Origin of the sequence: Streptomyces lincolnensis (assembly GCF_021173675.1) — a bacterium.
GTDB lineage: Bacteria > Actinomycetota > Actinomycetes > Streptomycetales > Streptomycetaceae > Streptomyces > Streptomyces lincolnensis_B.
Genome location: NZ_JAIHON010000022.1, coordinates 1 through 19,161 on the forward strand (window position 1 = coordinate 1; position 19,161 = coordinate 19,161).

Here is a 19,161-nt window from a genome sequence, read left to right on the forward strand (position 1 = left end):
TCACCCTCTCGGGCTTTCCTCCGGGCGCTTCCCTTCGGTCTTGCGTTTCCGACTCTATCAGACCGTTTCCGGTTCCGATTTCCTCGGTGCTTTCCAGGTTCCCGCTTCCGCGTTTCCCTTTCCGGCGGTTCCGACTCTATCAGATCCTTTCGGGCCTGACTCCCCGTCAGAAGGGGGCTGCCTTCCCGGCTGTTGGGCCGTTCCGACGTCTCAAACCTTAGCGGACTCTGTCGGCCGGGCTCAAATCGAGGGGCCGACCCCAAATCGAATTGAATTCGGGCACGCCGAATTCAACCCTGTTGGGAGATCATGCTTGTGGTGTGAGGTGCCGCTATCGCGGCGGAGGTGCTGCCGCAGAACCGTTACGGCTCCGTGGCAACCCGAAGAACTCTACGGATCGGGCAGGTGGCTGTCAAGCACCGCCTGTCAAGATCTTTTCCTGCGGCCTCAGTCCAGGTCGCTGAGGCGGCCGCCGGCGTCCGGCTGCGCGTCCTCCACCCTACGCAGGAGGCGGGTGAGGACCTCACCGAGGGCCGTGCGCTCGTCCGGGGAGAGGTCCTGGAGCAGGTCCTCCTCGAAGACCGACGCGAGGCGCATCGCCTCCAGCCACTTCTCGCGGCCCTCGCCGGTCAGCTCGACGATCACGCGGACGCGGTTGGACTCGTCGCGCTCCCGGGTGACCAGTCCCTCGGTGACCATGCGGTCGATGCGGTGGGTCATCGCGGCCGGCGTCAGACCGAGCCGCTTGGCCAGGTCGCTGGGGCCCAGGCGATACGGAGCGCCGGAGAGGACGAGGGCCTTGAGCACCTCCCACTCGGCGTTGCTGATGCCGAGGGCGGAGGTCTGGCGGCCGTAGGCGACGTTCATACGGCGGTTCAGGCGGGACAGGGCCGAGACGATCTTCTCGACCTGGGGGTCGAGGTCCTGGAACTCGCGCTGGTAGGCGGCGATCTGCTCTTCGAGGGTCGGCTCGCCGCCGCTGCCCATGCCTGTGTTGCCGGGGGTGTCACCCATGGGCGGAAGTATCGCATGGGGCCGCTTGGCGTTGAAGTTCTTCTAGGTGTACCGTTTAACTTCGAACTTTATCTTTGAAGTCTTCGGTTCTAAGTACTGAGGGACTCCAACTACCTGAGAGAGGTGAACGTGACCAGGGCGATGGGCGCAGCGATGCGCCGGATCCACGTGGGTAACGCACTCAGCGCGTTCGGGCTCGGTTTCACCGTCCCCTACCTGTACGTCTACGTGACGCAGGTGCGAGGGCTGGGGGCCGTGACGGCGGGGCTCGTCCTCGCCGTCTTCGCCGTGGCGGCGCTGGTCGTGCTGCCGTTCGCCGGACGGGCCATCGTCCGGCGCGGTCCGCTGCCGGTGCTGCTCACCGCCCTGGTCACGGCCGCGATCGGCGCGCTGAGCCTGGGGCTCGCGAGCACGGCGGCCACCGTCCTGCTGTCGGCGGCCGCTCTGGGGGCCGGGCAGGCGGTGATGCAGCCGGCGCTGGCAACGATGATCGTGGACTGCTCGACCGCGGACACGCGCTCGCGGGCCTTCGCCATGCAGTTCTTCCTCCAGAATCTCGGCCTCGGGGTCGGTGGCCTCATCGGCGGGCATCTCGTCGACACGTCGAGCGCCGCGTCCTTCACTCTGCTGTTCGCGATCGAGGCGGCAATGTTCCTGCTGCTGGTCGTGGTGATGACGACGGTGCGGATGCCGCGCTCGCCCCGCGTCGAGGGCGCGCCCCGGTCCGCCAAGGGCAGCTGGAAGCAGTTGCTGGGCAACCGGGCCATGGTCCAGCTGTCCGTCCTGGGGTTCGTGCTGTTCTTCGCCTGCTACGGCCAGTTCGAGTCGGGGCTGAGCGCGTACGGGGTGGAGGCCGCCGGGATCTCCACGTCCGCGCTGGGGACGGCGCTGGCCGCCAACACCGCGATGATCGTGGTCGCGCAGTTCGCCGTACTGCGGTTCGTGGAGCGGCGCAGGCGGTCCCGGGTGATCGCGGCCGTCGGCCTGATCTGGGCCGTGGCCTGGCTCACGGCGGGGTACGCGGGGCTCGGGCACGGCAGCCAGGAGATGGCGACGGCGGCGTTCGTGTCGACGTACGCGCTCTTCGGGCTGGGTGAGGCGATGCTGTCCCCGACCGTCGCGCCGCTGGTCGCCGATCTGGCGCCGGAGGGCATGGCCGGTCAGTACAACTCGGCCTTCGCCCTGGTGAAGCAGCTGGCCCTGGCGGTCGGCCCGGCGGTGGGCGGTCCCATGGGGGCGTCACTGCACGCGCCGTACATCGTGACGTTCCTGCTGTTCTCGCTGGGGATCACGGTCCTGGCCGTTCGTCTGGGCCGGCACCTCACCGCCGTGCAGGACCAGCCGGCGCTGCGGAAGAGCCGGGTGGTGGCCCAGGGCGGAGCGCAGCAGGAGTCGGTCAGCGCCTGACGGGAGCCCCGCTCACGGGGCCTTGTCTCAGGGGGCCTTGGGCAGCGCGAACTCGCACCACACCGCCTTTCCGCCGCCGGGCGTCCTGCGGGAGCCCCAGTTCGAGGCGATCGTCGCGACGATGGCGATGCCACGGCCCGACTCGTCCCCCGGTTCCGCGCGGCGGCGCCGGGGCAGGTGGTCGTCGCCGTCCGTGACCTCGACGATCAGGCGGCGGTCGGTGCGGCGGAGGCGCAGGCGCATAGGCGGGGTGCCGTGCTGGAGCGAGTTGGCGACCAGCTCGCTCACCGCCAGGACCCCCAGGTCGTGCAGCTCCGCCGGGAACCGCCAGCTGGTCAGCACGCCGGAGGCGAACGCACGCGCGCGTGGGGCCGCTTCCACGCCGCCGAGGAGCTCCAGGGCGGCGTTGCGGAAGAGGTCGCTGTCGGGGCCGGTACGGGCCGGGTGCTGGAGGACCAGGACCGCCACGTCGTCGTCGTGCTCCGCCGTCACGCCGGCCGCGCGGACCAGGCGGTCGCAGACCACCTGGGGGGTGCCGGTCGCGCCGGAGAGGGCGCGCTCCAGGGAGGCGATGCCCTCGTCGAGGTCCTCGTTCCGGCGTTCCACCAGGCCGTCGGTGTACAGGACCGCCGTGGAGCCGGGGGTGAGCGGGATGGAGCCCGAGGCGTGCATCCAGCCGCCGGTGCCGAGGGGCGGGCCGGTGGGTTCGTCGGCGCGCTGGACCGCGCCGCTCTCGTCGCGGACGAGGATGGGCAGGTGGCCGGCCGAGGAGTAGATCAGCCGGCCCTCGTTCGGGTCGTGGATGGCGTAGACGCAGGTGGCGATCTGGTTGGCGTCGATCTCCGTGGCCAGACCGTCGAGGAGTTGGAGGACCTCGTGCGGAGGGAGGTCGAGGCGGGCGTAGGCCCTGACCGCCGTACGGAGTTGACCCATGACGGCTGCCGCGCGGACGCCGCGGCCCATCACGTCGCCGATGACCAGGGCGGTGCGGCCGCCGCCGAGGGTGATGACGTCGTACCAGTCGCCGCCGACCGCGGCCTCGGTGCCGCCGGGGTGGTAGGTCGCCGCGACGCGGAGGTCGTCCGGTTCCTCGAGCTCCTGCGGGAGCAGGGAGCGCTGGAGGGTGACGGCCGTTTCGCGCTGGCGGCGTTCGCTGGCTCTGAGGCGCTCGGCGGCCTCGGCGTGGTCGGTGACGTCCGTGGCGAAGATCAGGACTCCGCCGCCGCCCTCGGCCACCGGGGTGCACGTGAAGGTGTAGGAGCGGCCGTCGGGGGCCTTGCGGGACTTGACCGTGCGGGGCTTGCCGCTGCGCAGGACCTGGTCGAGGAGGGGGAAGAGGCCGAGTTCCTCGAACTCGGGGAGGGACTCGCGCGCGGGGACGCCGGTGGAGCGTACGCCGAAGGCCGTCACGTAGGCGTCGTTGACGTAGGCGAGGCGGTGGTCGGTGCCGTGGACGAGGGCGACGAGGGCCGGGACGCGGTCGAGGACCTCACGCACCGGGAGCTCGTCGACGGCGGGCACGGTGGGCGGGGTGCCGTCGGTGAGCTGTTCGGCGCGGGCCGCCGGGACGGAACCCGTGCCGTCCTCACGCCGGTCGGTGGTGACCTGGTGGTCGGTCCGCGCTGCGGCGCGGCGCTGCGTTCCGGGGAGCCGGGCGCTCCAGCGCGTGAAGTTCACGAATCCTTGCCTCGTGTCGTCGTCTGCGGCGTGTTCCGCCGGCTCCGGACCCGCTGGGGGATCCGGTGGCCCCGGGGTTGCAGCACGGTGGGGAGAGCCTCGTGGGTTCGAAGGGCGGGGTCGGTCCGTCCAAGGTCGGTCCAAGTGGGGACCAGTCTGGCAGGGCGGCCTGCCGGGTCGACATCCGTCAGACGCCTACCTGGCGGCCGGAGTTCCTCGGTCCGGTCAGGACGACCCCTTCGGGTCGTTCGTCGGGTTGTGAGGAGGCTTTCCACCGGCCGCGAGTTCGAACTCCGCTCGGGGATGTTCGAGTGATCCGAGGGAGACGATCTCCCGTTTGAAGAGCCCGGACAGCGTCCATTCGGCTAGGACGCGGGCCTTGCGGTTGAAGGTGGGCACCCTGCTGAGGTGGTAGACGCGGTGCATGAACCAGGCAGGGTAGCCCTTCAGCCTGCGGCCGTAGACGTGGGCGACGCCCTTGTGGAGTCCGAGGGAGGCCACCGAGCCGACGTAGGCGTGGGAGTACGTCTGGAGGGGCTCGCCGCGCAGGGTGTGCGCGATGTTGTCGCCGAGGACCTTGGCCTGGCGGACGGCGTGCTGGGCGTTCGGGGCGCACTCCTTGCCGGGTTCCCCGGCGGTGACGTCGGGGACGGCGGCGGCGTCTCCCGCGGCCCACGCGTGCGGGGCGCCGTCCACGCCGAGCTCGGCCGTGCACCTCAGACGGCCGCGCTCGGTCAGCGGCAGGTCGGTGGCGGCGAGGACCGGGTGCGGTTTGACGCCGGCCGTCCAGACGACCGTACGGGTCGGGAAGCGGGCGCCGTCGCTGAGGACGGCGACGCGGTCCGCGCAGGATTCCAGGCGGGTGTTCAGTCGTACGTCGATGTTGCGGCGGCGCAGCTGGGTGACCGTGTAGCGGCCCATCTCCTCGCCCACCTCGGGGAGGATGCGGTCCGAGGCCTCGACGAGGATCCACTTCATGTCCTCGGGGCGGATGTTGTGGTAGTAGCGCGCGGTGTAGCGGGCCATGTCCTCCAGCTCGGCGAGCGCCTCCACTCCGGCGTAGCCGCCGCCGACGAAGACGAAGGTCAGGGCGGCGTCGCGGACGGCCGGGTCGCGGGTGGAGGAGGCGATGTCCATCTGTTCGATGACGTGGTTGCGCAGGCCGATGGCCTCCTCGACGGTCTTGAAGCCGATGCCGTGCTCGGCGAGACCGGGGACGGGCAGCGTGCGCGAGACCGAGCCCGGGGCGAGGACCAGCTCGTCGTAGACCAGCTGCTCGGAGCCGGTGCCCTCCTCCTCGGTGGCGAGCGTGGTGAGGGAGGCGGTGCGCTTGGCGTGGTCGATGGCGGTGGCCTCGCCGATGACCACCCGGCAGCGGTCCAGGACGCGGCGCAGCGGTACGACCACATGACGCGGCGAGATGGAACCGGCGGCCGCCTCGGGAAGGAACGGCTGATAGGTCATGTACGGGTCGGGACTGACGATCGTGATCTCGGCTTCGCCCCGGCCCAGTTCCTTCTTCAGCTTCCGCTGGAGACGCAGGGCCGTGTACATCCCGACGTAGCCGCCGCCGACAACGAGAATGCGCGCACGTTCCTTCACCATCCCATGACGCACCCGGCGCTTGCGTTTGTCCACAGCCCCGACAAATTGTGTGACCGCGTGCCGTCGGCGCGCCGAGTTGGCCGAATACTCGAAGGGCGCGGAAGCCTCGCAGGTCAGATGGTGTGCGCCGGGCGATGGGAGGGGGCGCATTCAGGACGTATGCCTCGCGTACTCCGATCGGGGAACGCTCCGTGCGGAACGTGCCCCTTCTGAATTGACCCCCGCTCAACTATGTTCGTGTGTCGACGGGGTGTAGGGGGATGCGCCTTCGGATCCGCGACGGGCGGGTCCGGCAAGCGGCTTCCGTTCGCTCCGGCTTTCGATGGCGGGGAGAGTCTCCGGGGGGAGACGTCATTACCGGGGGATCACTTATGCATGTTCAGGACTCTCATTGGTCGTCCGCGTCCACCATCGCACCCGGTGGTGGGCCGTTGGGCGGCTCCATGGGTTCGATGGGTTCAGCGGTGAGCGGGGCGGCGGGCAACGGGCGCGACGGTTCGCGCACCACGCCGCTGCGCGTGGACGCACAGCGCAATCTGGAGCACGTACTGCGTGCGGCGCGCGAGGTCTTCGGCGAGCTGGGGTACGGCGCGCCGATGGAGGACGTGGCGCGGCGCGCGCGGGTCGGCGTCGGCACGGTGTACCGGCGCTTCCCGAGCAAGGACGTCCTGGTGCGCCGGATAGCCGAGGAGGAGACCTCCCGGCTGACCGACCAGGCACGTGCGGCGCTCGGTCAGGAGGACGAGCCGTGGTCGGCGCTGTCGCGCTTCCTGCGGACCTCGGTGGCCTCGGGCGCCGGGCGGCTGCTGCCGCCGCAGGTGCTGCGGGTCGGGGTGGCGGACGAGACCACCGGGTACGACGGCGCGCGGGTGCCCCAGCAGCGGATGCAGCCGGGCTCCGGCGAGCTGCGGCTGGTGGCGGAGGAGGCCCCGGCGGTCTCCGCGGACGACGACTCGGGGGCTGCGGCGCTGCTGGAGGTCGTGGGCCAGCTCGTGGAGCGGGCGCGTACGGCGGGCGAGCTGCGGGCCGATGTGTCGGTGGCGGACGTCCTGCTGGTGATCGCCACGGCGGCGCCCTCGCTGCCGGACGCAGCACAGCAGGCGGCGGCCTCGGCACGGCTGCTGGACATCCTGCTGGAGGGGCTGCGGTCGCGGCCGGTGTGACGTCCGGTGCGTGAACGATGCCTGAGCGGGGTCTGAGCGGTGCCTCAGCGGTGTCTGGCCGGTGCCTCTAACGGGTGACTGCGGGGTGTGGGTGCTGCGGCGCCCGCACCCCGGTCCCGTGGCGCCCGCACCCCGGAGCATTCCGGACCTTTCGGGCGTGGCATCCAACTCCTGGCCAGGCAATGCCCGTTGAGCCTTCCCCGTACGGGTGATGGTTAGTACTGCCCTGCGGGACAACCCCACGGACGAGTGGATGCTCCGCACCGACCGGTCCTGACCAAAAGCCAATATGGCACTCTGACCCGGTGTTCTGGACTGGTTGGGCCGGCGGCGGGGGCTTTCCGCGATGAGTTTTGACGGGCGGGGCGGGTCACTCGGAGACGGTGACGCGGAGGCCGGCGGCACGCCACAGGTGCCGAATCAGGGGGGACGGTCCGGTGCCCCGCAGGGCGAGCCGCTGGAGGCCGTCGCCATCCCGGCACAACCCGTCGAACCGGTCGAGCCCGTCGAGGGCAGCGTGCCGTCCCAGCGCGACCGGCGCGAGGACAGCGGTGTGCTGCCGCCGCCGAGGGAGCTGCCACCGCCCGACGCCGACCTGATCGAGCGGATGCGCGCCGGCGACGACTCCGCCTACGAGGAGCTCTACCGGCGCCACGCCGACGCGGTGCGCCGGTACGCCCGCACCTGCTGCCGCGACGGGCACACCGCGGACGACCTCACCGCGGAGGTCTTCGCCCGCATGCTCCAGGCGGTGCGCGGCGGCTCCGGCCCCGAGCACGCCGTACGCGCGTATCTGCTGACCTCCGTCCGACGGGTCGCCGCGAGCTGGACGAAGTCCGCGAAACGGGAGCAGCTGGTCGACGACTTCGCGGTGTTCGCCTCGCAGGCCGCGCGGGTCTCGGAGGTGTCCGACGACGACACCCTGGACCTGGGCGCCGATGTGCGGGCGATGCACGAGGCCGAGCAGTCGATGGCCATGCAGGCCTTCCGGTCGCTGCCCGAGCGCTGGCAGGCCGTGCTGTGGCACACCGAGGTCGAGGACGAGTCACCCAGCGAGGTCGCCACGCTCTTCGGGCTGGACGCCAACGGCACCCGCGTGCTCGCCAGCCGTGCCCGCGAGGGCCTCAAGCAGGCCTACCTCCAGGCCCACGTCAGCGCCACCCTCGCCGGCGACGAGGAGTGCGCCCGCCACGCCGACCGGCTCGGCGCCTACGCCCGCGGCGGCCTGCGCACCCGGGCCGAACGGGGACTGCGCAAGCACCTGGAGGAGTGCGCCAAGTGCCGGCTGGCCGCGGGCCAGATCAAGGAAGTCGCCAGCGGTATCCCCACCGTCGTGCCGATCGCCGTCATCGGCTGGTTCGGTGCCGCCGGATACGCCAAGGCGGTCGGGCTCATCGCCGGGGGCGCCGGAGCGGGCGCGGCCGGTGCCGCCGGGGCGGCCGCCGCGGCGAGCGGCGGCTCGTCCGGCGGGGCGGGTGCCGGAGGCGCGGCGGCCTCCGAGGGCCTGGGCGCGCCGGTGAAGGCCGGTATCGCGGCCGGTGTGGTGGCGGTCGCGACCGCCGCCGTGGCGCTCGCGCTGATGAACAACGACAACCCGCCCAAGAAGCCGGACGCCAAACCGCCCGCGTCCGCGCCCGTGGTCGAGCCCGCCGAGAACACCCCCGCACCCCCGAAGAAGCAGCCCGCGCCGAAACCGCCGGTGATCGCCCCCACGCCCACACCGACCCCCACCCCCACACCGACGCCGACCCCCACTCCTCCGCCCCCGACCCCCACCCCGACACCGACTCCCGAGCCGACGCCCACCCCCACACCGACCCCCACGCCGGCACCGCCTCCCCCGCCCGTGCCGGCCGTCTACCAGTGGAGCCAGCTGTCGTACGACATCACCGGCGACGGCTCCGAGCCCGAGATGCGGATCGGCGAGAGCAGCTGGGTGTGGCAGCGGTACGGCGTGCCGATCGGCGGGAAGCAGTACACCCACGGCGTGACCGTGCACGGACACTCCTCCGTCACGATCGACCTCAACCGCGCGTGCACGGCCTACGACGCGAAGGTCGGCGTCGACGACTCGATGCTCGGTCTGGGCAAGGTCTACTTCTCGGTCTACGCCGACGGGGTCCTGCTGTGGCGGTCCGGCCTGGTCGAGGGCGGGGACGCGGCCGTGCCGGTGCGGGTGAACCTCGCCGGGCGGGAGACCGTACGGCTGGTGGTGGAGCCGCACAGCCCCTTCGACAAGCTGGCGCTCGCGGACTGGGCGGAGTCGAAGTTCGCCTGTTCCTAGCGGGGTTCGTCTGTTCCCGGCGGGCCGCGCCGCTTCAGAGGGCGCCCACGGCCTCGTCGAGTTCGGTGAGGGCGTCCTGCGGGGTGAGGGCCTCACCCCTGGCGTACTCCGCGCCGTAGCGGGCGGGGCCCAGGCGGGCGCGGGCGGCGGTCTCGGCGCGCTCGGCCTGCTCGCCGTCCGGCATCAGGCGCGCGTCGCCGGCACGCCAGTGCTCGGCGGCGGCGAGCAGCCGGACCGCGCGCGGGTGGTCGCCCAGGTCGCAGAGCAGGGCGGCGGCACCGTCCACGAGCGCGGCCACGACCGTGTCCGAGCAGCGCTTGTGGAGGGCGTCGCGGACCGTGTCGGCCATCATCGGCAGCCCGTGCTCCGGCCCCGAGTCGGCGACGGTCACCATGGCCTCGACGGCGTTCAGCATGACCGTGAACTGGGGTGGCGGCACGTTCTGTGCGATCTCCGCGCGGACCGTCGCCAGCAGCTCGCGCGCGTCGGCGATGTTCTTCTCGTCCAGCGCGATCTGGGCCCGCAGCAGCCGGACGAACGCCCCGGTGTGCGCGACGCGGTAGCGCTCGCCGGCCGCGCTCGCCTTGTCCAGGGCGATCAGCGCGGCCGGGCGGTCGCCCTCCCGGTAGGCGATCTCGGCGAGCCGGGCGAGGAGGAACGGCGTCTCGCCGTTGGCGCCCACCTCGCGGGCGAGCCGCAAGGCCTCCTCGTACGCCTCCTTCGCCTCCGCCAGACGACCGCGGGCCAAGGCGGCCTCGGCGGCCGCGCTGGAGACCTGGGCCCGCAGCCAGCGGTCGCCCGACCTCCGGCTGAGCACCCGCAGCTCCCCGAGGTCCTCGTCCACGCCGGCCAGGCCGCCCGCGGAGTCGACCACCATGTGGGTCCGGAACATCAGGGACACGGCGACGGCCCAGTCGTCGCCGTGGACACGGCAGTTGGCGATGGCGGCGGCCATGAGGGGGCGGGCTTCGGCCGGTCTGTCCAGCATGTACGTGGTGAACGGCCAGGCGAGACCCGGCATCCGGGCCGCGTGCGGGCCGCCCCGCGCGAAGTGGTCGCGGGTCAGTTCGACGTACGCGCGCTGCCGGTCGTCCAGTGTCCCTTCCACCGGCTCGACCTCGGTCTTGAGGAAGAGGTGGAGCATCCGGAGGTTCATGCGCAGGGAGTGCGAGGGATGGTGCCGCTCGCCGTCCGGGGCGGCGAGGAAGGCGTCGACCGGGTCGAGGGCGGCGGTACCGGGGAGGAGGCCGGCGGCGGCGTCCCGGGCGGCGCCGAGGCGCAGCACCTGGTCGGCCCACTGCGCGCCTTCGTGCTGGTAGTTGCGCAGCCACCAGTACCAGCCCATCGCGATCACGAGGGCCCCGGCCCCGGTCTCGTCCCCTGCGGTGATCGCGCGCCGCAGGGCCGCACGGATGTTGTCCACCTCGGTCTCCAGGCGGGAGATCCACCGCAGTTGTCCCGCGGAACGCAGCTGCGGATCCGCCTCCTCCACGAGAGCGCGCACCCACGCGCGGTGCCGGTCCTCGGTCGCGGCGCGCGGTCCGGGGTGTTCCGCGGCGCGCTCGACGGCGTACTCGTGGATGGTCTCCAGCATGCGGTACCGCATGCCGTCGCCGTCGTCCCGCGCGCGGGGGGCGGCCACGATCAGGGACTTGTCCACGAGCGCCCCGAGGACGTCCGCGACGGGCCCGGTGCACACGGCCTCGGCGGCGGCGAGGTCCCAGCCGCCCGCGAACACGGAGACCTCGCGCAGCACCGTGCGCTCCCGCTCGTCCAGCAGCTCCCAGGACCAGTCGACGACGGCACGCAGGGTCTGCTGGCGGGGCAGGACCGTACGGCTTCCGGTGGTCAGCAGGCGGAAGCGGTCGTCCAGGCGGTCGGCGATCTGCCGGGGCGTGAGCAGTCGCAGCCGGGCCGCCGCCAGTTCGATGGCGAGCGGCAGGCCGTCCAGACGCCGGCAGATCTCGGCGACGGCCTGCTTGTCGCCGAGCACGGTGTCCGCGTCGGGACGGACGGCGGCGGCGCGCTCGGCGAAGAGGCGGTGGGCCTGGTCGGGGAGGAGGGGCTCGACCGGGCGCACCGACTCGCCGGGGACGCCCAGGGGTTCGCGGCTGGTGGCGAGGATCCGGAGCCCCGGGCAGCGGGTGAGGAGCGTCTCGGCGAGGTGGGCCGCCGCTTCGATGACATGTTCGCAGTTGTCAAGGATCAGGAGCTGGCTGCGCGGGGCGCAGTACTCGACGAGCAGGGCGAGCGGGTCGTCCTGCGGGGCCGTCAGCTCGGTGGTCATGAGCACGGTCTCGCGCAGACCGAGCGCGCTGACCACCGCGCCTGGCACCGCCTCCGGCCGGTCGAGCGGGGCGAGCTCGACCAGCCAGGCCTGCGGGAGCCCGGCGGCGGCTTCCTCGGCGAGGCGGGTCTTTCCCGAGCCGCCCGGTCCGGTGAGGGTGACGAGGCGGGCCCTGTGCAATTCGGAACGGATGGCGTCGAGTTCGGGTTCCCGGCCGACGAAAGTCGTCAGACGGGGGCGGAGGTTGCCGGTGGGGGTGGGGGGTTCGGGGCGTACGCGGTCGGGGGTGGGTGTCGATGCCCGCGTCGGCGTTGGTGTCGGCGTCGGCGTTGGTGTCGGCGTCGGTTCGAGGAGTTCGGTGTGCAGGGCCCGGAGTGCGGGTCCCGGGTCGGTGCCGAGGCCGTCGGCGAGGGCGCGGCGGGCGGTCTCGTAGGCGGCGAGGGCGTCGGCGGGCCGGCCGGTGTCGCGCAGGGCCCGGATGAGCAGGAGGTGCAGCGCTTCGTCGTACGGATGGGCCGCGGTCAGGGCTTTCAGTTCCGGTACGGCGTCGTGGGCGCGCCCGAGGAGGAGGTCGGCCTCGGCCCGGGCCCGGGTCGCCTCCAGGCGCCGCGCCTCCGGGCCGGTCGCGGCGGTGCGGTCGGGCAGGTCGGCGAGGGCGGGGCCGCGCCACAGGGCGAGGGCGTCGGCGAGGTCGCGTGCGGCGGCCTGGGCGTCGCCGCGGGCCAGGGCGGCGGTGCCGTGCCGGACCAGCCGCTCGAAGACGTACAGGTCGACGTCGTCCGCGGTCGCCGCGAGCCGGTAGCCGCCGGGGGCGGAGACGACCGCGTCCCTGCCGACGGTACGGCGGAGGCGGCCGACCAGTGCCTGGAGGGCGGCCGGGGCGTCCTGGGGCGGGGTGTCCGCCCAGACCTCGTCGATCAGGGTGCCGGGGGTGGTGACGCGGCCGGGGCGCAGGGCGAGCGCGGTGAGCAGCGCGCGGAGGCGGGGGCCGCCGAGGGGTATGGCGGTGCCGTGGACGTCCTCCGCCTGGGTGATGCCCAGAATTCTGTACCGCACCGGGTCATTGTCGCCGGGGTGGCTGTGCGGGGCACGGTGTTTGTGGGGGCGGCCGTGTCGGCGACGGTCGGGGAGCGAGGGGTTCCACCGGGCTGCATGCCAGGGGTTCCACCGGGCGCCCACTGGGGGCTCCGCCCCCAGACCCCCATCGGCCCTGAAGGGGCCTCGTCCTCAAACGCCGGACGGGCTGGAAGTACCTGGGCCGGCGCTGTGTCAGTGCCGGCCCCTGCGGGTGGGCGGGGGATCGGGACAACAAGGCCCCCCTCACACACCGAACAAGCTGGAAGACCCGGGCCGGCACTGACACAGCGCTGCCCGACACGGACGGGCGGAGGACCGGGGCGGCAAGCCCCGCCTCCACACGCCGAACACGCCGGAAAGACCCCCGCCGACACTCATACGGCGCCGCCCCCTGCGGGCGGGCGGAGGACCGGGACAACAAGGCCCCCCTCACACACCGAACACGCCGGAAAGACTCCGACCGCCACCGACACAGCGCCACCCCCTACAAGCGAGCGGAGGACCGGGACACCAACCCCCGCCCCCACACACCGAACACGCCGGAAAGACCCCCGCCGGCACTGACACAGCGCTGCCCGACACGGATGGGCGGAGGACCGGGGCGGCAAGCCCCCGCCCCCACACCGAACAAGCCGCAAAGCCCCCGACCGACGCCGACACAGCACCGCCCCCTACAAGCGAGCGGAGGACCGCCTACGCCCGCCGCGCCGCCGCCCCCGCCCCCAGTGCCCCCCGTTGCGGAGTGATCCCCGCGGGGACCGCGCGGGCGCGAGCCGGGGTGCCGGTCCAGCAGGTGCCGCGGCGGGCGAGGAGGCGTTGGAGCCAGAGTTCGAGGGAGACGAGGTCGGCGAGGCCGTCGAGGGGGAGGGGTTCGCCCTCGGCGGCGGCGCGGAGGGCCTTGCGGACGACGCGGGCCTCCACGAGGCCGGCCTGGGCGAGCAGGGGGTTGGCGAAGAGGGCCATCAGGGGGTCGGCGGCGACGCGGAGGCCCGTGCGGGCGGCGGCGGCCGAGGAGGCGTGGGAGGGGGCGCCCCAGCCGGGCGGGAGGTCGGCGACGCCGGCGCCCTCCAGGACCGTACGGAGGATGGCCGCGCGGGCCCCGGGCTGGACCCTGAGGGCCTCCGGGAGGGTGCGGCAGGCGCGGACGACCTGGTTGTCGAGGAACGGCGCGTGCAGGCGCTGGAAGCGGATCTCGGCGGCCTGGTCCAGGACGCGCAGATCCGCCGCGCTGCGGGTGAGGGCCGCACGCGCGCGGAAGTCGCCGGGACGCTGGCCGGGACCGACCCCGGAGCGGTGGGTCGCACCCTGGAGGCGAACCGATACTTCAGCAAGGGCCTCGCCGGTGAGCCAGCGTGCCGCGGGACCCGGTCTGCCCCAGGTGAGCGCGGCGAGAGACGCCCCCACAGCACCTCCGGGATCGTCGAAGCGGCGCTGCATGAGGCGGTCGGCGAGGACTTCCAGGCCGGTGCGGTACGGCGTACGGGCCAGGCGCCGCGCCGCGCCGTACACGCGCGCGGGGACGAGGACCGAGCCGTCCGCCTTGGTGAGGGCGGCGACCGGGCGGACCAGGTGGCGGCGTTTGCGGTCCATCAGCAGGTCGGCGAGGCGGGCCGGGTGGGCGTCGAGCACCTGGCGGGCGCCGTAGCCGGTGAAGTGGTCCGCGCTGCCGGCCGCGAGGCGCGCGCGGTGGCGGGCGGCCGTGACCAGGCTCGGGGCGGGTTCGTCGGTGAGCGGGCCGTCCAGTTCGGAGTACGGAAGCGTTTCCTCGCCACCGGTGACCACGACGTGGTGCAGTCGCGGGTTGGCCGCGAGGGTGCCCGCCCGCTGCAGCTCGGCCTCGCGGCCGCCGACGGCGAGGTCGTTGAAGGTGACGGCCAGCAGCCGCTCCCCCGCGCCCGTGCCGTGGCCCAGGACGGTGCCCGGCATGCCCGGCAGGCCGGCGGCGAGCAGCGCGAGGGTGCCCGAGGCCGGGCCGCCCGACAGGTCGGCGCCGATGCCCGGGACCGGCATCCCGCGCGCGGCACGGCGTTCGGCGGGCCCCATGCCCGGGACGGGACCCGGGTCTATGTCGGCGCCGGGGACGTGCCGGGGCGCCGACAGCCGGGCCCGCACCGCTTCCACCAGGGCGTCGCGTACGGCGTCCACCGCACTGTCGGGGTCGGCCGAGGGCGCCGCCACCGCGAGGGAGGCGACCTGCTCATAGCCGGCGATCTCCCGCGCCCCGGCGCGCAGGATCAGCGCGTGCCCCGGCGGAATGCGCCGTACGCCGTCGTAAGGCGTGGAGTCGTACACCGCGGCCGGCACGTCGGGGGCGGCGAGGAGTGCGGCGAGATGGCCGTAGTCGAGGTTGGCCTCGATGAGGTCGGCGAGGGGCAGGGCGGCCGTCGCGTACGCGGTGCCGCCGCTCCAGGGGGTGTAGAACACGGGCCGCGCGCCCGCCAGATCGCCGCAGACGGTGATGCGGCGGCCGACCTGGACGACGGCCGTGTAGCTGCCCGGCCAGGCGGTCAGGTGCCGCAGGGCTCCGCCGCGCGCGGCGAACAGCCCGACCCGCAGTTGCTCGTCCGTCGCCCCGCAGATGCCGAGGACGGCGATCCGGGTCTGGGCGTCGGCCTTCACCACCCGCACCTCGTCCGGGCGCCAGTCGCCGACCGCCCACAGCGGATCGGGGTCGCCCCACAGAAGATGGGAGCCCACCGGGTGCAGGGTCTCGCCGTCGTGTCCCACCGCCCCCGCGGAGCCGAACTCGGGGGCCCCCGCGGCGGTGCTGCTCCATCCCACCAACCACCGCATCGCCGCCTCCACAGGCTGTGGACAACCAGTGCACCGTACGAACTCGGCACCATGCTGCCATGAAGGACGGTGCACCGGAGGGGCGGCGGAGCCGCTTGTGCTCCCCGGAACGCGCCCCGGCGGATACTCCCACAGGGCCTCCGGAAATCGCCGCAAGGGCGGTGCGGGCGTCGTGGGTACGGGAGTTGACGATCCGTCGGCCGGACGACTGCGACGCGAATGCGCCCCCGAAACGCTCCCCAAAAACGCCCCGCGCGCCCTCAAGTACCGTGGTAGGAGGGCTGATCACCTGTGAGGGGTGGGGTCGATTTTCGGCCAAATCGGCGTCAAGGGTGCGGCGTTGCGCACGCTCCGTACATGCTCCGCCCACCACCCGGACGTCGCGCAGCCCGGGGGACGCGCTACGCCCCCCGGGCCCGTCCGCCGCCCGCGGGGATATGAGGCGGCGGTGTCCCCCAGCCCACTGGATCCAGTACAGCGGGCCGACCCACGCACGGCCCATGGAACCGCTCCCGCGATGGCCGGAGAAGAGCGCACGCACAGGCGCACGGCCACACAGCGGGAGCACGACGCAACTGCGCGTATCGGACCCGTACTTCAGTACGGACCACAATCCCGCCATCCGGAACAATGCCTCTTAACGCTTGGGATGCGGCGAACTACGCTGGGTTTACGAATGCCGCGTGGTTATGCCAGCGCGGCAGCCGTCTGTGTCGAGGGGTGGCGCAATGTCCAGGGAGCAACGCGGGCCGAACGAAAAACTCGGCGCCGTTCTCGCCCTCGCGGGAATCAGCAACGCAGGACTCGCGCGACGCGTCAACGATCTTGGCGCTCAACGCGGGTTGACTCTTCGCTACGACAAGACCTCGGTGGCGCGCTGGGTCTCCAAGGGCATGGTGCCGCAGGGCGCCGCGCCGCACCTCATCGCCGCCGCCATAGGGCAGAAGCTCGGCCGCCCGGTGCCGCTCCACGAGATCGGCCTGGCGGACGCGGATCCCGCACCCGAGGTGGGCCTCGCCTTCCCCAGGGACGTCGGACAGGCGGTGAAGTCGGCGACGGAGCTCTACCGTCTCGACCTCGCGGGCCGCCGGGCCGGCTCCGGAGGCATCTGGCAGTCGCTGGCCGGATCGTTCGCAGTGAGCGCATACGCAACGCCCGCCTCACGATGGCTGATAACCCCGGCCGACAGCTCGGTCGCGCGCGAGGTGAGCCCCGCCGAAGCCTCCGGCGCACCGCTCAAAGTCGGCCACAGCGACGTGCAGAAGCTGCGCGAGGCCGCCGAGGACGCGCGGCGCTGGGACTCCAAGTACGGCGGCGGCGACTGGCGTTCCTCGATGGTGCCCGAGTGCCTGAGGGTGGAGGCGGCCCCGCTGCTGCTCGGCTCCTACTCCGACGAGGTCGGCAGAGCCCTCTTCGGCGCGAGCGCCGAGCTCACCCGCCTGGCCGGCTGGATGGCCTTCGACACCGGCCAGCAGGAAGCCGCCCAGCGCTACTACATCCAGGCCCTGCGCCTGGCCCGCGCGGCGGCGGACGTGCCCCTGGGGGGCTACGTCCTGGCCTCCATGTCCCTCCAGGCGACCTACCGCGGCTTCGGCGACGAGGGCGTCGACCTCGCCCAGGCCGCACTGGAACGCAACCGGGGCCTGGCCACCGCCCGCACCATGAGCTTCTTCCGCCTGGTCGAGGCCCGGGCCCACGCGCGCGCGGGCGACGCCCAGGCCGCCGGCGCGGCCCTCAAGGCCGCCGAGGGCTGGCTGGAACGCTCCCGCGAGGGCGACCCCGACCCGTCCTGGCTGGGCTTCTACTCCTACGACCGCTTCGCCGCCGACGCCGCGGAGTGCTACCGCGACCTGAAGGCACCGCGCCAGGTGCGCCGCTTCACGGAGCAGGCCCTCTCGAAGCCGACGGAGGAGTTCGTACGCTCGCACGGCCTGCGGCTCGTCGTCTCCGCGGTCGCCGAGCTGGAGTCGGGCAATCTCGATGCGGCGTGCGAGCAGGGCGTACGGGCGGTGGAGGTCGCGGGGCGCATCTCCTCGGCCCGCACCACCGAGTACGTGAAGGACCTCCTCCACCGCCTGGAGCCGTACGGGGACGAGCCGCGGGTGGTGGAGCTGCGGGAGAGGGCGCGGCCGTTACTGATGGCGCCGGCGTAGGCGCGGCCTGCCCCCGCCGCAGTACTGCCGTGTCCCGCGTTTGAAGTGACTGTCAGTGGCGCAGTGCACTATCGAGGGTGGGAGGTGGTGCAGGTGCGGCCGGGGATCGCGTACGACTGCGACGTGCTGGTGATCGGTGGCGGAATCGTCGGTCTCTCGACGGCGTATGCGATCACGCGTGCCGTACCGGGGACGCGGGTCACCGTGCTGGAGAAGGAACAGGGACCCGCCCGGCACCAGACCGGGCGCAACAGCGGTGTCATCCACAGCGGGATCTACTACCGCCCGGGCTCCCTCAAGGCGCGCTTCGCCGTGAAGGGCGCCGCCGAGATGGTGAAGTTCTGCGCGGAGTACGACATCCCGCACGCCGTCACCGGCAAGCTGATCGTCGCCACCGAGCGGGACGAGCTCCCCCGCCTCCACGCACTCGTGCAACGCGGCCGGGAGAACGGCATCCCGGTACGGGAGCTGGGCGCGCCCCAGATAGCCGACTACGAGCCGGAGGTCAGAGGCCTCGCCGCCATACACGTCGCGACGACCGGGGTGTGCGACTTCGCCGGGGTCGCCCGGCAACTCGGCGAGGCGTCCGGCGCGGAGATCCGCTACGGCGCGGAGGTCGTCCGCGCCGACCGACGGACCGGCCTGGGCGTCGCCGTCCTCACCAGGACAGGCGACATCGTCCGCTCACGCGTCCTCGTCAACTGCGCCGGCCTCTACTGCGACGAGATCGCCCGCATGACCGGCGACGACCCCGGCATGCGGATCGTCCCCTTCCGCGGCGAGTACTACGAGCTCGCCCGACCCGAGCTGGTCCGAGGCCTGGTCTATCCCGTCCCCGACCCCGCTTTCCCCTTCCTCGGCGTCCACCTCACCCGCGGCATCGACGGCAGCGTCCACATCGGCCCCAACGCCGTCCCCGCGCTGGCCCGCGAGGGCTACGACTGGGGCGTCCTCCGGCCCCGCGAACTCGCCTCCACACTCACCTGGCCCGGTTCCTGGCGCATAGCCCGCCGCCACTGGCGCTACGGCGCCGGCGAGCTCCGCCGATCCGCCTCCAAGGCCGCCTTCACCACAGCGGTCCGACGCCTCCTGCCCCCCGTCCAGGAAACCGACCTCCTCCCCACCTCCGCCGGCGTCCGGGCCCAAGCCGTCCTCCGAGACGGCACCCTCGTCGACGACTTCCTCATCCAAGAAACCGACCGCGCCGTCCACGTCCTGAACGCCCCCTCCCCCGCGGCGACGGCGTCCCTCCCGATCGGCCGAGAAGTGGCCCGCAGGGCGCTGGCCGCGCTGGGAGCGATGTAGTTCGGGCCGCGGGGGTCTTGGGGTGCGGTGTGAGGTCGCGTGTCGTGTGCGGGTGCGTGGGGGCTGGTCGCGCAGTTCCCCGCGCCCCTAGGGGGACCAGGGTCGCCCTATGCCTAATGGTGCGGGGGGGGGGCGCCATCCGACCTGCCGCGTGAGGTCGTGGGGCGGCTGCAGGTGCGTTGTGGCTGGTCGCGCAGTTCCCCGCGCCCCTTAGGTGGGTGCCGCAGATGGTCGTAGCACGTCTGCGGGTGCGTCGTGGCTGGTCGCGCAGTTCCCCGCGCCCCTAGGGAAGCTGCGGTCGCCCGGCGACATGAGGCACCCGGGCCGTGGGCGCCCCAGCCGCCCACGGCGGTGAGGGGACGGGGCGGGGGGTGTCCGCCCGCAGCGGCCGGCGTC

The 19,161-nt window shown here is 73.1% G+C and carries 10 protein-coding genes; 5 read left to right on the forward strand and 5 right to left on the reverse strand.

Annotated elements, in window-relative coordinates; translation table 11 throughout:
* Positions 1-447: 447 nt before the first annotated feature.
* Entirely contained in the window at positions 448-1,014 is a 567-nt protein-coding gene (locus tag K4B79_RS43235; RefSeq protein WP_232032943.1) for a MarR family winged helix-turn-helix transcriptional regulator, read from the reverse strand.
* Positions 1,015-1,155: 141 nt separating this feature from the next.
* On the opposite strand from K4B79_RS43235, the gene K4B79_RS43240 reads away from it, so the two are divergent.
* Positions 1,156-2,421: an MFS transporter gene (locus K4B79_RS43240; RefSeq protein ID WP_232033022.1), complete on the forward strand. Its 1,266-nt coding sequence runs from the start codon at positions 1,156-1,158 to the stop codon at positions 2,419-2,421.
* A gap of 27 nt (positions 2,422-2,448) precedes the next feature.
* Here the strand turns inward: K4B79_RS43240 and K4B79_RS43245 are convergent, their stop codons facing one another.
* Positions 2,449-4,098 (reverse strand): ATP-binding SpoIIE family protein phosphatase, encoded by a 1,650-nt coding sequence (locus K4B79_RS43245; RefSeq protein ID WP_232032944.1) that lies wholly within the window; start codon positions 4,096-4,098, stop codon positions 2,449-2,451.
* A 225-nt stretch (positions 4,099-4,323) separates the two neighbouring features.
* Positions 4,324-5,703 carry an NAD(P)/FAD-dependent oxidoreductase gene (locus K4B79_RS43250; protein WP_232032945.1) on the reverse strand — a complete coding sequence of 460 codons (1,380 nt, stop codon included), beginning with the start codon at positions 5,701-5,703 and terminating at the stop codon, positions 4,324-4,326.
* 371 nt (positions 5,704-6,074) lie between these two features.
* Here K4B79_RS43250 and K4B79_RS43255 point away from each other — a divergent pair, with 371 nt between their 5' ends.
* Positions 6,075-6,866: a TetR/AcrR family transcriptional regulator gene (locus K4B79_RS43255; protein ID WP_232032946.1), complete on the forward strand. Its 792-nt coding sequence runs from the start codon at positions 6,075-6,077 to the stop codon at positions 6,864-6,866.
* A gap of 346 nt (positions 6,867-7,212) precedes the next feature.
* Positions 7,213-9,150, forward strand: coding sequence for a sigma-70 family RNA polymerase sigma factor (locus K4B79_RS43260; RefSeq protein WP_232032947.1), 1,938 nt, complete (start codon positions 7,213-7,215; stop codon positions 9,148-9,150).
* 34 nt (positions 9,151-9,184) lie between these two features.
* On the opposite strand, the gene K4B79_RS43265 is transcribed toward K4B79_RS43260, so the two are convergent.
* The gene (locus K4B79_RS43265) at positions 9,185-12,493 is read right to left on the reverse strand and encodes an AfsR/SARP family transcriptional regulator (protein WP_232032948.1); all 3,309 of its coding nucleotides are present in this window, start codon (positions 12,491-12,493) and stop codon (positions 9,185-9,187) included.
* 714 nt (positions 12,494-13,207) lie between these two features.
* On the reverse strand, positions 13,208-15,307 hold the full coding sequence (locus tag K4B79_RS43270; protein WP_232032949.1) for an asparagine synthase-related protein: 2,100 nt from the start codon (positions 15,305-15,307) through the stop codon (positions 13,208-13,210).
* A 728-nt stretch (positions 15,308-16,035) separates the two neighbouring features.
* Between K4B79_RS43270 and K4B79_RS43275 the strand changes: the two genes are divergently transcribed.
* Positions 16,036-17,460 (forward strand): MFS transporter, encoded by a 1,425-nt coding sequence (locus tag K4B79_RS43275; protein WP_067435454.1) that lies wholly within the window; start codon positions 16,036-16,038, stop codon positions 17,458-17,460.
* An 84-nt stretch (positions 17,461-17,544) separates the two neighbouring features.
* Positions 17,545-18,765 carry an L-2-hydroxyglutarate oxidase gene (lhgO, locus tag K4B79_RS43280; RefSeq protein ID WP_232033023.1) on the forward strand — a complete coding sequence of 407 codons (1,221 nt, stop codon included), beginning with the start codon at positions 17,545-17,547 and terminating at the stop codon, positions 18,763-18,765.
* Positions 18,766-19,161: the final 396 nt, after the last annotated feature.

Coding starts and splice junctions, on each gene's coding strand:
- K4B79_RS43235 (WP_232032943.1), bottom strand. CDS start 1,014: ATGGGTGACACCCCCGGCAACACAGGCATGGGCAGCGGCGGCGAGCCG.
- K4B79_RS43240 (WP_232033022.1), top strand. CDS start 1,156: ATGGGCGCAGCGATGCGCCGGATCCACGTGGGTAACGCACTCAGCGCG.
- K4B79_RS43250 (WP_232032945.1), bottom strand. CDS start 5,703: ATGGTGAAGGAACGTGCGCGCATTCTCGTTGTCGGCGGCGGCTACGTC.
- K4B79_RS43255 (WP_232032946.1), top strand. CDS start 6,075: ATGCATGTTCAGGACTCTCATTGGTCGTCCGCGTCCACCATCGCACCC.
- K4B79_RS43260 (WP_232032947.1), top strand. CDS start 7,213: ATGAGTTTTGACGGGCGGGGCGGGTCACTCGGAGACGGTGACGCGGAG.
- K4B79_RS43270 (WP_232032949.1), bottom strand. CDS start 15,307: ATGCGGTGGTTGGTGGGATGGAGCAGCACCGCCGCGGGGGCCCCCGAG.
- K4B79_RS43275 (WP_067435454.1), top strand. CDS start 16,036: ATGTCCAGGGAGCAACGCGGGCCGAACGAAAAACTCGGCGCCGTTCTC.